Raw genomic sequence first — 15150 nt, forward strand, 5'->3', positions numbered from 1 at the left:
ATGACAAGGTAGAAAATACCTTGCTCAGAAAAGAGATAAACAAATGCTTGAGAAAATCAGAGAAGGTTCGCAAGGGCCGGTAGCCAAAGTCATTTTAGGCGCGGTGATTTTATCTTTTGCCTTAGCTGGGATCGGTAGTTACTTAGGTCAAACCACAGAACAACCCGTTGCTGAAGTAAATGGAATTAAAATTAGCCAAACAGAATTTAGCCGTGCGTTTCAAAATGAACGTAGCCGCTTAGAACAACAATTTGGTGAATATTTTACCCAAATAGCAGCCGATCCAACTTATATGGCTCAAATACGTCAAGGCGTGATTGACCGTTTAGTACAACAAGAATTACAAAGCCAGTTAGCGACTGAGCTGGGTTTGCGCGTAAGTGATGAAAGCGTTCGTAAAACAATTTTAGAGCTACCTTATTTTAAAATTGGCGACAAGTTTAATAACGACCGTTATTTACAAGTTATTCGTCAAATGAATTTTCAACCTGATTCATTTCGAGAGTACCTTCGTGATGATATGACGCGCAGCCAATTAGTATCTGCCGTTGCGGGTACTGATTTTGCGCTGCCAAATGAGCTTAAATCAGCCATTGCGTTGCAACAGCAAACACGAAGCATTGATTATTTAGTCATTGATAAACAAGCAATGCAAGCTGATGTTGAAGTTACAGAGCAAGAAGTTGCGGATTACTATGAATTAAATGCAGGGCAATTTTTATCGCCAGAGCTTATTTCAGTTAATTACATTGAGTTAGATGCAGATGATATCGATGTTGCATCGGTAAGCGAAGACGACGTAAAAACATATTATGAGCAGAGTAAAGCGCAATATGTTGAGCCTGAAAAACGTCGTGTATCACATATCTTAATTGATAACAGTGAAGATGACGATGCGGCAAAAGCGAAAGCTGAGTCGTTACTTGCCCAGCTTAACGCTGGTGCTGATTTTGCTGAGCTAGCAGAGACATCGTCAGATGACATTGTTAGTGCAGAAATGGGTGGTGACCTAGAATGGATTGAACGTGATGTCATGGAGCCTGCATTTGAAGATGCTGCTTTTGCACTGCAAAACAAAGGTGATTACTCTGATGTAGTAGCCTCTGAATTTGGTTATCACATCATTAAACTTACAGACATTCAATCGCAGCAAGTTAAACCTTACGATGCCGTGAAAGCCGATTTACGTGCTGAACTTGAACAAGCTGAAAAAGTGGATGCGTTTTACGAGAAGCAAACAGAAATGGGTGCGTTAGCATTTGAGATTTCTGACCGCTTAGACGATGCTGCTGAAGTGGCGGGTGTTGAAGTACAATCTACACCGCTATTAGCACTGAGTGCGCTTCCTGAGCCGCTTAATAATCCTGCGGTTGTGACTGCCTTATCATCAGTTGAATTACTAGAAGATAAAGTAAACTCAGAAGTAATCGAACTAGGTAATGAGCACGTGATTGTGGTGCGTGTAAATGAGCACCAACCTGCGGCAACGAAAGCATTAAGCGAAGTAAGCGAGCAAATTAAAACACGCTTAGTAAACGAAAAAGCGTCGGATCTTGCTAAAGAAAAAGCACGTACCTTATTTGCACAAATCAAAGACGGTAAGAGCTTAAACGATGTTGCTGCTGAGCAGTCACTAAGCGTTCGTCAAGAGTCGCAACTTACTCGTGAAAGCTTTGCTGTTTCGCCTGCTATTGTTACCCAAGTATTTAAAATGGCGCACCCACGAGATGGCGCAGTTTATGATGTAGTTAACTTAAACAATGGTGATGCAGCGATTGTTGCGCTTAAAGCGGTAAATGATGCACCAGTGAGTGACAACATTGAGCCACAAATGAAGCAAAACATTACTATGGCGCAAGCGCAGAAAAACTATACGGTATTCATTGAATCGCTTAAGCAACAAGCAGAGCTTAATGTACCAAAAGCAGCGCAACCTGCGGAATAAATAATAGCTAAACTATAAAAGGCGCCAATTGGCGCCTTTTTTGTTTTTGTATTAACAGCTTAATAAGCGTTGAGTAACCTTTGACTGTGGGCTTTGAAAAATAGCTTCAGTGGGACCGTATTCAACAATTTCACCTTTATTGAGAACGACTAATTGGTCGCTAATATGGCGCACTAAACTTAAGTGATGGGTGATCAAAATATAGGTTAAACCGGTTTCGAGCTGTAATTTAAGTAATAAGTTAACTATTTGCGCTCTTACAGAAGGGTCAAGCGACGAAAGTGCCTCATCGAGTACAACGACCTTAGGATCTAATATAAGCGCGCGAGCGAGCGCTACACGCTGTAATTGCCCCACACTAAACATATGCGGATAGTATTGCTGATGATCGACCAGTAGACCCACTTTAAGCAGCGTACTGCCAATTTTTTCACTACGTTGAGTTTTATCAAAATCAGTATTGAATTTTAGGCAATCATCGAGCATTTCAGCAATGGTCACTGCTGGGTTCAATGAGGTGGCGGAGTCTTGAAAAATCATTCGGATATAACGACACTGCGCATCACGATTACCATTGTTTTCTATGGTGTTATTCTCTAATAATATCTGCCCGCTATCGGCACTGTATGCACCCACTAATAATTTAGCCAGGGTACTTTTTCCTGAGCCTGTTTCACCAATAATGGCAATTGTTTCACCTTTACCAATGCAAAATGAGATGTTTTTTAAAACATCAAACTTTTTACGGCTAAATAGACCCGCTCGCATGTTAAAGGTTTTTGATAAGGCTTGAACTTTTAACAGTGGCTGCATTATTTTATTTCCTTGATCAGCGGGAAGTGACAGGCGTAGCTATGACCATGATGCTTTGAAAGTTTAGGGGCAACCACACATTCTTTTTGTGCTTGTGGGCAACGTGGACCGAGTCGACAACCAATCGGTAAATGTTGTAATGTTGGAATAGTGCCTTTAAGCGCATAAAAGGGTTCTTTATGGGCTAAACCATGCTCATAATCGGGCAGGCTTTTTAGTAAAGCTTGCGTATACGGATGACGAGGTTGGCTAAAAATCCGGTGTGTTGGGCCTGCTTCAACCATTTGTCCGCAATACAAAACATGAATACCATGTGACCAATTTACTATTTCTTCTAGCTCATGGGAAATCATCAAAATAGACATGTTCTTTAGCTGATTTAAACTTTTTAATAACCTAAACACCTGTGCACGGGTGGTGCTTTCTAGTGCGGTTGTAGGCTCATCAGCAATGAGCAATTTAGGTGTACGCGCAATGGCCATGGCTATCATGACTTTTTGACAAACGCCTTCAGAGAGTTCATGAGGGTAGCTATCAAGCACGGCTTCATGATTTTTAATGCCCACTTTGTGTATCAGTGCTTTTACACGATCTTTACGCTCTCGGTTGCGTTTTAAGAAAAACCCTTTGGCGGCCACTTCAGGCAGTGTTTCAGCGATTTGGTTAAATATTTTTGCAGTAGGGTCAAGGCAGCGACTTGGATCTTGGTAAATCATTGCAATGTCTTGGCTGACGGTTTTACGGCGCTGCTCTGGTGTGAGGCGCATTAAATCGACACCGCGCCAATGCATTCTATCGGCGGTTATAACCCAGCGTTCGTTAAGTACGCCTACAATGGCTTTTGCAATTAAGCTTTTTCCTGAGCCGGATTCTCCCACTAAGGCGTGTACTTCACCTTCTTTTAAACTAAAACTTACTCGGTCAACAGCGCGAATAGCAGTTTCAGACGTTTGCAGCTCTATGGTTAAATTTCGAATATCTAGTAAATGCATTTAATCTGCCTTACGCGCTTGTAAAACTTTGCGAAGTCCATCGCCCACCAAGTTTGTTGAAAGAACGGCTAAAAATAGCAGTACACCCGGAAGAGCCACCGTCCATGGCGCTAAATAAATAAGCCCTAAGTTTTCGGCCAAAATAGCACCCCATTCAGTGGTCGGCGGCTGTGCACCCAGTTTTAAAAACCCTAGCGCAGCAATGTCTAAAATAGCAGTAGAAAGTGCCATAGTAAAAATAACCACAATATATTCATACACATTAGGAAAAATACCACGCGATAAAATATGCCACTTAGAGGCGCCATCTAAGCGGTAGGCTGTGACATAATCTTTACCCAGCTCATCAACGATTAGGTTTCTAATTGAATGAATAAACTGTGGTAACAGCGCTAAAATAATTGCCCATACGGTATTCATTAATCCAGGACCGAGTATGGCAATAATAATAATGGCCAATAATAATGAGGGGATAGACAAGGTTACATCAAGTAAATGGTTCAAAAAGCTAGAGCGTATGCCTTTGCTAATACCAGCAAATGTCCCGACTAACACGCCAATTATGGTGGTAATTAGTGCAGCCACGACCGACAAACCAAAAGTATAAGTCGCACCATTCATTAAGCGTGAAAGCACATCTCGGCCTAAGTCATCGGTGCCTAAAATAAACCGCACATCGCCCATTTCATTCCATGAAGGTGGTAGCAGTAGTGCATTACTGTGCTGTTGGTTTACTCCATAGGGCGCAAGAAACGGCGCTGTTGCAGCTAATATACTAAAGGCAATAAACACCCATAAACCCACCAAAGCAGGATGGTTATTTTTAAATTTTCTCCATAGTCTCGCTAATGGCGATTTATTTGAATCTTCTGAAAATAAATTAAACTTTGCCATGCGCTTGGTTCCGAGACAGGGGATCGAGTAGGGTGTATGTTAGTTCGGCTATAATTGTCGCAATAATAATGAAAAAAGAAACGGCCATTAACCCCCCTTGTATGGCAGGGTAGTCACGTTGATAAATACTGTCTATTAACCAACGGCCAATCCCCGGCCATGAAAAAATAACCTCGGTGATCATAGCAAGGGTGATCAAGGTGCTAAATTGCAAACCAATTTGCTTTATGACTGGCAGTAATGCATTTCTTAGAGCGTGATGAATAATAAGCTGCCCACGGTTAAGGCCTTTAGCGCGAGCTGTTTTGATAAAGTTTTGATCCATTACTTTTAACATTGACTCGCGAGTAAAGCGTACCAATACAGTGGTCGGATACATAGCCAGTACAATGGTAGGTAACGTTAGGTGATGCAGTGCATCAAGCATTGCCATGCCATTGTAGGGAAAATCAGCAAGTAAAATATCCAGTAAGATAAACCCCGTACTGGCAGGTATTTCATACAATAAGCTCACTCGCCCCGACATAGGAAACCAACCAAGTTTGAGCGAAAAAACCATAATTAGTAATAACGCGAGCCAAAAAATAGGCATAGAATAGCCAACCATAGCTGTTGAGCTAATTAATTTATCAGGCCATTGTTTATGATAAGCCGATGCTAAAATCCCGACAGGCACGCCAACTACAACCGAGATGACTAACGCATAAATACTCAGCTCTAAGGTCGCTGGAATTAAATCAACCACGTGAGCAAAAACACTATCTCCTGAGGCAAACGACACGCCCCAATCACCTTGTACTATTCGCCCTACAAAGGCAATGTACTGCATAAAGTAGTTACTGTTAAACAGGTACTTTTCTTCTAGCTGTGCATTTTGAGTAAAGTTAGTGTCTGGTATGCCGCTTAAGTTACTCAGTGGATCGCCAGGGAATAAGTAGCTCAGCGAAAAAGTAAAAATACTCAGTAATAACACCATGAAAAATAACAATCCGAGGCGGCGTAAAATATAATCGAATAACATTACTTCTTCCTCGCGTTAGCCAATGAAATAGCGCCAAATGGCCCGAGTGTGATCCCCTCAACATCAGCACTACTTGCCTGAAAACGCATGCCGTGGGCTATTGGGTATAAGGGTAATTGTTCGATGATCATACTTTGTGCAGCGTCGTAATATTGTTTACGTAAATTTAAATCGGTCGTATCGAGAGCTTTAGTTAATAGTAAATCAAATTCAGGATTACACCAGTTCGCTGGGTTTTTGCCACTGAAGGTCGCGGTGCAGCTAAGTAACGGGCTAAAAAAGTTATCAGGATCAGGCGTATCTGCTGCCCAACCTAATAATACACTGTCGTGACGGTGCTCGCCTATGCGTTGAATAAAGGTGTTCCACTCATACTCGACAATATTAACGTTAACGCCAATTTTGCGTAAATCACTTTGCATCAGCTCTGCCATTTTTCGTGCATTGGGGTTATAAATACGGCTGACAGGCATAGCCCAAATGCTCATATCAAACCCTTTTTCATAACCGGCTTCAGTTAATAGTTTTTTTGCCAGTTGTGGGTCGAAAATTGGCATGTTCTTTTGTGGTTCAAACGCCCACGACGTGGGTGGTAATATTGACCGCGCACGAAGTCCATTACCGTAGTAAACTGCCTGCATTATTTTTTCTATATCAATGGCATGCACTAAGGCTTGGCGTACTTTTAAGTTATCAAACGGAGGGCGTTCGGTATTAAATGCCCAATAACCTATGTTTAAGTTGGTTTCCCTTTCAACGTTAATATCATCTCGCTGAGCTAAAATACTTAACTGTGCACTGCTAGGATGCGCAGTTACGTCACACTCTTTGGTAAGAATTTTAGCGATACGGGTGGTGCCATTAGGGGTAATGTCGTACACCAACTGCTCAAGTGCCACCTCGTGATTCCAATAGTCAGCGTTTTTATAAAAGCGTACTAAATGGTCTCGTCGGTATTCTTTGTAAATATAAGGACCGGTGCCGACTGGATATTGATCAAATAGGTTTTCTTGGTTGTTGGCTTTGAGCGCCATGGCATATTCTTTAGAGAGCACCACGGCGAAATCGGTCGCCATATTCGCTAAAAAACTGCTTTCTGCGTTAAATAATTCAAACCGAACTTGGTGATCAGACACCCTGACAATTTTACGAATAAGTTGGTCAATACCCACACTTTGAAAGTAGGGGTAATTCGCATCACCGACAAAGTGATAGGGGTTGTATACATCAAATAAACGACTGAAAGTGAAAATGACATCATCAGCGTTAAATTCGCGTGTTGGAGTAAAATACGCGGTGGTATGAAATTTAACCCCTTTGCGCAGAGTAAAAGTGACAGACTTACCGTCTTTGCTAATTTTCCAGTCGGTGGCTAGTTCGCTTTTAAATTCAGCAGTCTCAGGGTCAATACTAATTAACCGGTCGTACAACTGGTTAGCAATAATATCGATGGTTGATCCTGTGGTTGTGACTTGTGGATTGAACGACACAGGATTTGCCTCAGCGCAATAAACGAGGCCTTGGTTTTTTTCTTCTAAGATTTCTTCTTTACTATCAATGCAACCTACTAAACTCAATGATAATAAAGCAAGTAATAATTTATGCACCCGCACAACCTCTACTATTCCAGCAAATTGTATTTTTTCAAATAACCACGTAATTGATGATACGTTAAACCAAGTACTTCTGCAGTCTTCTTTTGATTAAATTGGCTATGTTCTAATGCTTTTTTTATTAATGTGATCTCAAATTCATTAGAGAGTGTTTTTAAGTCACAAGGAAACTCAGGTTCTGCGTTACTCAAACTCGGTGTTACAGGCGCTTCTATGGGCTTGGTGTTAACAACTTCATTTTGCACAGCAACAGGGGCTTGTGTATGTTTAATACGTGCTTTAGGTCTAAAGCGGCTTTCGAATGGGTCTAGAATAATTTTATGCACAGGGATGTGTTCATTACCGTGGCGATACAGACTTCGCTCCACCACATTTTTAAGCTCACGCACATTACCCGGCCACTCATAACTAAGTAAACTTTCTTGTGCATTGCGAGTAAAGCCACTAAATAACTCCCACTCTAAGTCGCGTGCCATATTCATTGCAAATTGCTCAGCCAGTAACATAATATCGTCTTGGCGTTCGCGCAGTGGCGGTAGAGTGATCACATCAAATGCGAGCCTATCGAGTAAATCGCTTCTAAATTCACCTTGCTGCGCTAAATGCGGTAAGTCTTCATTGGTCGCACAGACTAAGCGCGTATCTACTTTAACCGTTTGTTTGCCGCCAACACGCTCAAACTCACCATACTCTATTACCCTTAATAGCTTTTCTTGCACTAGGGCAGAAGTATTTGCCAACTCATCTAAAAATAAGGTGCCGCTATTAGCCCGCTCAAATCGGCCTTCATGGCGTTTACTTGCGCCGGTAAATGCACCACTTTCATGGCCAAATAATTCACTTTCGAGTAGGTTTTCGTTTAATGCCGCACAGTTGAGTTTGACGTAACTTTGATCCCAGCGCTTGGATAAAAAGTGTAAACGTGCTGCAATAAGCTCTTTACCGGTACCGCGTTCACCAATAATAAGTACGGGTTTATCTAGGTTTGCTAGCTGTGATACCTGATCAAGAACCGATAAAAAGCTGTCTGATTGGCCGAGCAAATTATCCTGTTGGCGATATTGACTCATATTTCCTAACTCTTAGTCATTTTTACTAACAGTTAGTGTATTTCATTATGATTGATAACAAAAGCAATTTGTAATTTACATTTAACTATTTGAAATTTATTGCTATTTTAAAATTAAAAAAGTTGGCAAGCATATTGATACTAATAAAAGCAGACACATTTAGATTAAATAATAGAGGTATATGTTATGGGAATTTTTTCACGTTTTGCAGACATTGTTAATTCTAATATCAATGCCATTTTAGATAAAGCAGAAGACCCTGAAAAAATGGTTCGTCTTATTATCCAAGAGATGGAAGATACACTGGTAGAGGTACGCTCTACATCAGCAAAAACACTCGCTGAGAAAAAAGAATTAGTACGTCGCGTAGACACACTAAAAGCCCAAGTAAACGATTGGCAAGATAAAGCCGAATTGGCACTGAGCAAAGATCGTGACGATTTAGCACGCTCAGCATTACTTGAAAAGCAAAAATCAGCCGACGCAGTTGCTGCGGTAGAAAGTGAACTTGACCATGTAGAGTCTCATATTGAGAAGCTACAACAAGAGGTAACTACGCTACAAGAAAAGCTAGCAGATGCTAAGGCACGTCAAAAAGCGATTATTTTACGTCAACGCTCGGCTGAGTCGCGCCTTGAAGTTAAAAAAGCGCTTGATAGTTCTAAAGTAGAGGATGCACTTAATCGCTTTGAACGTTACGAAACCAAAATTGATGGGCTAGAATCTCAAATAGAGTCTTATGATTTAGGTAAACAAACGTTAGCTGATGAAATTGCAGACTTACAAAAGAATGAAAAGATTGATGACGAGTTAGCTGAACTTAAAAAGAAACTCGCAAATAAATAAAACGATAATATCAGGGGCCACGTGCCCCTGACATCAACATAGAATACGGATTATCAGGAGAGGATTATGTTTGATCCAGAGATACTAGTTGCCCCCTTTATCTTATTTATGATTTTTGTTGCGCCACTGTGGTTAATTTTACACTACCGTAGCAAAAAGCAAGTAAGCCAAGGGTTGAGTGAGCATGAGCATCGCCAATTATTGGAGCTTGCACAAAAAGCTGAAAAAATGGCTGATAGAGTAGAAACATTAGAAGCGTTGCTTGATCAAGAGTCACCTCAGTGGAGACAAAAAGTATGAACACTAAACGCGAATTATTCAGAGACCCACAACGCGGCAAAATAGCTGGCGTATGTGCCGGTTTAAGTGACTACTTTAATATGGAGTTATGGTTAGTTCGCATTATATTTGTTAGTGCGGTACTACTAACCGGTGGCCCATTATTTGTGGTAGCGTACATTGCAGCATGGTTTATTTTAGATAAAAAACCTGCTGCAACACATAAAACGCATTCAACTTACAGTGATGACCCACTAGAAGTTAAGTTTAAAGTATGGCAAAAGGGCGAGCCACCTCGTCGTGCATTACAAGACTTAAAAGAGCGTTTAACACGTGTTGATGTTCGCTTACAAGAGATGGAACGTTACGTTACCTCAAGCGAATTTACAGTCAGTCGTGAAATTAATAAACTTTAAAGGATTGATAAGCACCTTGTTTGTAACGTGAACAATTACGGCAGATAGGGTGCAAAACACTTTATGAGCCAATCATTTGCAAAAAAGACCTTTAAAACTTTTAAAGGCAAAGCACAAAAAGCCCTGCACCGTAGTTTAGACCAACATGTTAAGCTTGCTGTAACTGGGTTGAGCGGCAGTGGTAAAACCGCGTTTATAAGTGCGTTAGTTAAGCACTTAACCTCTCAGGCGAATGACAACAACTTACCTTTTTTTGATGTGATGCGCGAGCATCGTCATATTGCCACTAAAATTGTGCCGCAAGAGGCATTAAACGTGCCCACCTTTGATTATAACCGTGCAATGAGTGCCTTACTGCCAATGGAAGGTAACCCTGCCTGGCCGGCGTCTACAGAGCGAATAAATACTCTGCGCTTGGCGATTAAATACCAAAGTAATGCGGGTCTGCGAGGTCATTTTTCACCGCAATCAACGTTATACCTTGATATTATTGACTATCCAGGCGAATGGCTGCTCGATTTACCTATGCTTGAACAAAGCTATACTGCGTGGTGTGAACAGCAATACCCATTATTAAATCAGTCTCCTCGCAGCGCTACCTCAGGCGATTTTTTACACGCCGTAGAGCAACTTGATTTACATGCCCCTGTGGATGAAAGTGAGCTTGCTAACATTGCACAACGTTATCAACGCATGCTGGTAGGGCTAAAAAAAGACACCAAACTTGCGATGCTACAACCCGGGCGAATGTTAATGCCGGGCGACTTGCAAGGTGCGCCGTTATTGTTATTTTTTCCAATAAACCCTGAAATGATGAAAGACGATGTGGTGGCGGGTTCTAATTTAGCGCATTTAATTAAACGTTTTAATGCTTACGTGAAAGAAGTCGTTAAGCCATTTTATAATGAGCATTTTCGTCACTTTGACCGCCAAATTGTGTTGGTTGATGTACTCAGTGCATTAAATGAAGGCCATGAAACTTTGCATGAGCAAAGCCGTGTTATTAATCAATTGTTGGCACATTTTAGTTATGGGGAGTCTGGCTTTTTTAAACGTTTATTCAAACCGAATATTGATAAAATATTGTTTGCTGCTAATAAGTCAGATCACATCAGTGCTAAGCATCATAAAGCGTTAGCCTTGTTACTAGACTCGCTGGTCAAAGAGCAAAGTAATCATTTAAAGTTTGACGGTGTACAAATTGAAACTATGGCTATGTCATCAATTACCGCAACCCAACCTCGCCAAGTGGTTGATAAAGGTCAAACTCTTGATTGCGTTTACGGTAAACCTTTAAATGAGCATGAGTGGCTGACTTATTTACCACCAGAGCCGCCAAGTCGAATGCTTAATAAAAGTGAGTGGCCAGCGCAAGGGTTTGAATTTTTGTCATTTTCGCCGATGCCAAGCCCCGACAAACAACTTAAACATATTCGATTAGATCATGTGATGCAGTACCTGCTAGGAGACAAATTAACATGAGTGAGTCAACGCAACAGTTTCAAGCAGGGCGTCGTATTAATGCACAAAATATTGAGCAAAACGAGCCTGCGTTAACACCCGCTAAAATTATTGAACACGGACAAAGTGATTACACCTCTGAGCTTGAGGATGATGCGCTTGAGCCTGAAGTTGATTTAGAGCCGGTGTATAAAAAGTCAAAATGGCAAACGCTCAAAGGCTTGTTTGCGCTCAGCTTTATTATTTTAGTACTGCTAGAGTTTGGGTTTTCTATTGTGCTTGCTTATCAGCAATCGCTTATTTTGGGCAGTGTTTATTTAACCGCTGTGGTAAGCGGTGTGTTATTAATAACAAGATTGTTATGGCGAGAGTATCGGATGTTGCGCAGTTTAAAGCGTAATCAGCTGCATCGCCATGAAGCCGATAGGTTATTAAACAGTGAGCAAGTGGGTGGTGCACTCCCTTGGCTTGAAAAATTGAACAAGCACCAGCAGTTAGACAATTTTGAAAACTTTAAAAACCAAGTTGCTACGCACCATAGTGATAAAGAAATAATGACACTTTACGCTAATAGCCTACTGGTAACGCAAGACACCCAAGCTAAAAAGCTTATAAACCGCTTTGCAACAGAGTCAGCCTTATTAGTCGCATTAAGCCCTCTTGCGCTGGTGGATATGATGGCGGTGTTATGGCGCGGTACAAAATTAATTGAACAAATAGGTAAAATTTATGGCATTGGTTTTGGTTACGCCAGTCGCATTAAACTCTATCGAATGCTGTTAAAACAAGTCATGTTTGTAGGCAGTGCAGAGCTTGTATCTGATTTAGCGGCCACGGCACTTAGTGCTGAGCTATTAGGCAAACTTTCAGGGCGAGCCGCGCAAGGCGTCAGTGCGGGTATATTTACAGCACGTATAGGCTATAAAGCCATGGAATTAAGCCGACCCTTACCGCGTCTTGAAAATAAACGCAGCTTGTTAAAAGGCACTGTTCAAGGGGTTGCGAGTAAAATTATGAGTCGCACTAAGAGAGCCGAGAGTAAATAGTTGGCAATATTTGTGTACAGCTTTTTGAGTAAAGTTTGCACAAATAGCCATCTGAGCATCCGGCATGCTTGTGATTTAAAGTGCGGTGCGTTTTATTTATGTAATTGACACACATAATAAAAACGAGAGCACATAATGAGCAAGCATCATCCACACACCCAATGTATCCATGGTCCACAAAAAGCCAATGATCCCCATGGCGCATTAACCTCGCCATTATACCAAACATCGACATTTCATTTTGAAAATGCCGCCCAAGGTGCTGCACGGTTTGCTGGCGATGAGCCCGGTTATATTTATACGCGTTTGGGTAACCCTACCACCACTGAACTTGAACAAAAAGTGGCGCAATTAGAGGGCTGTGAGGCTGCAGCGGCAACGGCTACAGGTATGGGAGCGGTATCGGCTTCAGTACTGAGCTTTTTATCACAAGGCGATCACTTAGTTGCATCAAGTGCGCTTTATGGTTGCACCTTTGCTTTTTTTGCGCATATGTTGCCGCGTTGGGGCATTGAAGTCACCTTTGTGGATATGACCAATGAAGATGAGTTACGTGCTGCAATAAAGCCAAACTCAAAAATGATATTTGCAGAAACCCCGATAAACCCAACGATGGCCGTTATTGATTTAGCACTTATTGGTGATGTAGCAAAACGGCATAATTTAATAAGTGTGGTCGACAATACCTTTTTAACGCCGCTGCTACAGTCACCTAAACAATACGGCATCGATATTATTATGCACAGTGCTACCAAGTATTTAAATGGTCACGGCGATGTAGTCGCAGGTATTGTGTGTGGATCCCTTGAGCACATTACACATATTAAAATGACGGTGTTAAAAGATATAGGCGCGACGATTAGCCCACACGATGCATGGTTAATTAACCGAGGTTTAAAAACATTAGCTATACGGGTAGAGCGTCATTGCCAGAGTGCGCAAACGATTGCTGAATATTTAGAGGCTCACCCTCAAGTGAGTAAAGTGTACTATCCTGGACTGAAGTCGCACCCAGGTCATCGGTTTATTGGTAAGCAAATGAAAGCTGCTGGCGGTGTTATTGCTTTTGAAATTAAAGGGAGTTTAACCGACGGTGAGCAGTTTATTGATAGCATGAAGCTATGTACTTTAGCGGTTAGCTTAGGCGATGCCGAAACACTTATTCAACACCCTGCATCGATGACCCATTCGCCTTACACACCCGAAGAAAGATTAGCAGCCGGAATTAGTGATGGTTTAATTCGCTTATCTGTTGGGCTTGAAGATGTTAATGATATTATTAACGATCTCAACCAAGCATTTACTAAAATATCGTAACGTGTAATTTATTGTTTACAGTGATTTCGATCTGTAAGTGCTGTTAAATGTGGGGTGTGTTTTTATCTTTGCTCTGGTGTAATTATAATTTTACGATCTGTGCAATATGCGAAAGTATTGATCTGAGTCAAGCTATTAAACTTTTGTTCACTTTTGCATAGTATGTCTACATCGAATAGCCGAGCACGTGGCTATTATTTTGACACCGATTTAGGGTTTAAACCCAAAGAAGGTATTTATGGCTAAAGCAAGTAATTACACCTCTAAAACACCAGATGAAAATGGCGTTATACATTGGAGCGATGAAGAAAATAAAATTTGGTCTGAGCTTGTAGCACGCCAACTTGCGTGCATTGAAGGCAAAGCCTGTGACGAGTACATGGAAGGGTTAAAAAAAATTAATCTACCGCATGATCGTATTCCACAGCTAAGTGAGCTAAACGAAGTGCTATTGGCAACAACAGGTTGGCAAGTAGCACCTGTACCTGCACTTATCGACTTTGATGAGTTTTTTAGACTACTGGCCAACAAGCAGTTTCCTGTTGCTACGTTTATTCGTAGCCGTGAAGAATTTGATTATTTACAAGAGCCCGATATTTTTCATGAAATATTCGGCCACTGTGCCATGCTAACAAATCCTGACTTTGCTGAATTTACGCATAAGTACGGGCAACTAGGTTACGCGGCAGAGAAAAAAGACCGCGTTTATTTAGCGCGCATGTATTGGTTTACGGTCGAATTTGGTTTGATGCAAACTGAAAAAGGATTGCGTATATACGGGGGCGGTATTTTATCAAGCCCAGGAGAAACCCAATACGTGTACTCTGATACACCAGAAATTAATCCAATGAATGTGCTAGATGTGCTGCGCACGCCATACCGTATTGATATTATGCAGCCGCTGTACTACACCATTAATTCGATTCATGATCTGTTTGAAATATCGCAAATGGATATAATGACTTTAGTTGAGCAAGCTAAGGCGCTTGGTTTACACGAGCCGAAATTTCCCCCAAAAGAAAAATTAGCTAGTTAGTTTTTTAATAAAAGTAACACTAGAATTAAGGATTTAAAATGTCTTCATTAAGTGAACAAAAATGTGAAGCCTGTCATGCAGATGCTCCAAAAGTATCAGATGCAGAATTGGCTGAATTAATTAAAAAAATCCCTGATTGGGTGCCGGAAGTACGCGACGGTATTATGCAATTAGAGCGCGTTTATAAGTTTAAAAACTTTAAGCAGGCCATTGCATTTACTAATAAAGTTGGCGATATGGCTGAAGACGAAGGCCATCACCCTGGTCTATTAACCGAATGGGGTAAAGTAACTGTTACTTGGTGGAGCCATTCAATTAAAGGTTTGCATAAAAACGATTTTATTTGTGCTGCTAAAACAGACGATGTATTTAACGCGCTGTAATTATATTTGAGTAAATAA

Annotated in this window: 15 protein-coding genes; 9 read left to right on the plus strand and 6 right to left on the minus strand. The window is 41.2% G+C overall.

Annotated features, from left to right (window positions below; genetic code table 11):
- Window positions 1-43: 43 nt before the first annotated feature.
- Window positions 44-1945 (plus strand): peptidylprolyl isomerase, encoded by a 1902-nt coding sequence (gene ppiD / locus L641_RS0109800; protein ID WP_024601795.1) that lies wholly within the window; start codon window positions 44-46, stop codon window positions 1943-1945.
- A gap of 51 nt (window positions 1946-1996) precedes the next feature.
- Here the strand turns inward: ppiD and L641_RS0109805 are convergent, their stop codons facing one another.
- Genes L641_RS0109805 through pspF form a run of 6 tightly spaced genes read right to left on the minus strand, consistent with a single transcriptional unit; the run spans window position 1997 to window position 8348 of the window.
- Complete coding sequence (locus L641_RS0109805; protein WP_024601796.1) at window positions 1997-2758, minus strand: ATP-binding cassette domain-containing protein; 762 nt, start codon at window positions 2756-2758, stop codon at window positions 1997-1999.
- A complete protein-coding gene (locus tag L641_RS0109810; RefSeq protein WP_024601797.1) occupies window positions 2758-3750 on the minus strand; it encodes an oligopeptide/dipeptide ABC transporter ATP-binding protein in 993 nt (330 codons plus the stop codon). The genes L641_RS0109805 and L641_RS0109810 overlap by 1 nt, the downstream gene beginning before the upstream one ends.
- Window positions 3751-4644, minus strand: a complete 894-nt coding sequence (locus L641_RS0109815) for an ABC transporter permease subunit (protein ID WP_013465445.1) — start codon at window positions 4642-4644, stop codon at window positions 3751-3753. It abuts the gene before it with no gap.
- A complete protein-coding gene (locus tag L641_RS0109820) occupies window positions 4631-5665 on the minus strand; it encodes an ABC transporter permease subunit (protein ID WP_008111022.1) in 1035 nt (344 codons plus the stop codon). The genes L641_RS0109815 and L641_RS0109820 overlap by 14 nt, the downstream gene beginning before the upstream one ends.
- On the minus strand, window positions 5665-7272 hold the full coding sequence (locus L641_RS0109825; RefSeq protein ID WP_024601798.1) for an ABC transporter substrate-binding protein: 1608 nt from the start codon (window positions 7270-7272) through the stop codon (window positions 5665-5667). Before L641_RS0109825 ends, L641_RS0109820 begins: the two co-directional genes overlap by 1 nt.
- Before the next feature lie 14 nt (window positions 7273-7286).
- Entirely contained in the window at window positions 7287-8348 is a 1062-nt protein-coding gene (gene pspF, locus L641_RS0109830) for a phage shock protein operon transcriptional activator (protein ID WP_024601799.1), read from the minus strand.
- A 186-nt stretch (window positions 8349-8534) separates the two neighbouring features.
- On the opposite strand from pspF, the gene pspA reads away from it, so the two are divergent.
- From pspA to L641_RS0109870, 8 genes are all read left to right on the plus strand, one after another.
- Window positions 8535-9194, plus strand: a complete 660-nt coding sequence (gene pspA, locus L641_RS0109835; RefSeq protein WP_016899278.1) for a phage shock protein PspA — start codon at window positions 8535-8537, stop codon at window positions 9192-9194.
- Between the two features lie 66 nt (window positions 9195-9260).
- Window positions 9261-9494 carry an envelope stress response membrane protein PspB gene (pspB, locus tag L641_RS0109840; protein ID WP_008111014.1) on the plus strand — a complete coding sequence of 78 codons (234 nt, stop codon included), beginning with the start codon at window positions 9261-9263 and terminating at the stop codon, window positions 9492-9494.
- Window positions 9491-9889, plus strand: a complete 399-nt coding sequence (pspC, locus tag L641_RS0109845) for an envelope stress response membrane protein PspC (RefSeq protein ID WP_013465440.1) — start codon at window positions 9491-9493, stop codon at window positions 9887-9889. The genes pspB and pspC overlap by 4 nt, the downstream gene beginning before the upstream one ends.
- Window positions 9890-9952: 63 nt before the next feature.
- Window positions 9953-11371 carry a YcjX family protein gene (locus tag L641_RS0109850; RefSeq protein ID WP_024601800.1) on the plus strand — a complete coding sequence of 473 codons (1419 nt, stop codon included), beginning with the start codon at window positions 9953-9955 and terminating at the stop codon, window positions 11369-11371.
- Complete coding sequence (locus L641_RS0109855) at window positions 11368-12396, plus strand: TIGR01620 family protein (RefSeq protein ID WP_024601801.1); 1029 nt, start codon at window positions 11368-11370, stop codon at window positions 12394-12396. Before L641_RS0109850 ends, L641_RS0109855 begins: the two co-directional genes overlap by 4 nt.
- Window positions 12397-12531: 135 nt before the next feature.
- Window positions 12532-13713, plus strand: a complete 1182-nt coding sequence (gene megL / locus L641_RS0109860; RefSeq protein ID WP_024601802.1) for a methionine gamma-lyase — start codon at window positions 12532-12534, stop codon at window positions 13711-13713.
- Window positions 13714-13951: 238 nt separating this feature from the next.
- On the plus strand, window positions 13952-14749 hold the full coding sequence (gene phhA / locus L641_RS0109865; RefSeq protein WP_013465436.1) for a phenylalanine 4-monooxygenase: 798 nt from the start codon (window positions 13952-13954) through the stop codon (window positions 14747-14749).
- 38 nt (window positions 14750-14787) lie between these two features.
- Window positions 14788-15132, plus strand: a complete 345-nt coding sequence (locus tag L641_RS0109870; RefSeq protein ID WP_013465435.1) for a 4a-hydroxytetrahydrobiopterin dehydratase — start codon at window positions 14788-14790, stop codon at window positions 15130-15132.
- Window positions 15133-15150: the final 18 nt, after the last annotated feature.

The organism is Pseudoalteromonas sp. TB41 (assembly GCF_000497975.1).
Classification (GTDB): domain Bacteria; phylum Pseudomonadota; class Gammaproteobacteria; order Enterobacterales; family Alteromonadaceae; genus Pseudoalteromonas; species Pseudoalteromonas tetraodonis.

Coding starts and splice junctions, on each gene's coding strand:
- ppiD (WP_024601795.1), top strand. CDS start 44: ATGCTTGAGAAAATCAGAGAAGGTTCGCAAGGGCCGGTAGCCAAAGTC.
- L641_RS0109805 (WP_024601796.1), bottom strand. CDS start 2,758: ATGCAGCCACTGTTAAAAGTTCAAGCCTTATCAAAAACCTTTAACATG.
- L641_RS0109810 (WP_024601797.1), bottom strand. CDS start 3,750: ATGCATTTACTAGATATTCGAAATTTAACCATAGAGCTGCAAACGTCT.
- L641_RS0109815 (WP_013465445.1), bottom strand. CDS start 4,644: ATGGCAAAGTTTAATTTATTTTCAGAAGATTCAAATAAATCGCCATTA.
- L641_RS0109820 (WP_008111022.1), bottom strand. CDS start 5,665: ATGTTATTCGATTATATTTTACGCCGCCTCGGATTGTTATTTTTCATG.
- pspF (WP_024601799.1), bottom strand. CDS start 8,348: ATGAGTCAATATCGCCAACAGGATAATTTGCTCGGCCAATCAGACAGC.
- pspA (WP_016899278.1), top strand. CDS start 8,535: ATGGGAATTTTTTCACGTTTTGCAGACATTGTTAATTCTAATATCAAT.
- pspB (WP_008111014.1), top strand. CDS start 9,261: ATGTTTGATCCAGAGATACTAGTTGCCCCCTTTATCTTATTTATGATT.
- pspC (WP_013465440.1), top strand. CDS start 9,491: ATGAACACTAAACGCGAATTATTCAGAGACCCACAACGCGGCAAAATA.
- L641_RS0109850 (WP_024601800.1), top strand. CDS start 9,953: ATGAGCCAATCATTTGCAAAAAAGACCTTTAAAACTTTTAAAGGCAAA.
- L641_RS0109855 (WP_024601801.1), top strand. CDS start 11,368: ATGAGTGAGTCAACGCAACAGTTTCAAGCAGGGCGTCGTATTAATGCA.
- megL (WP_024601802.1), top strand. CDS start 12,532: ATGAGCAAGCATCATCCACACACCCAATGTATCCATGGTCCACAAAAA.
- phhA (WP_013465436.1), top strand. CDS start 13,952: ATGGCTAAAGCAAGTAATTACACCTCTAAAACACCAGATGAAAATGGC.
- L641_RS0109870 (WP_013465435.1), top strand. CDS start 14,788: ATGTCTTCATTAAGTGAACAAAAATGTGAAGCCTGTCATGCAGATGCT.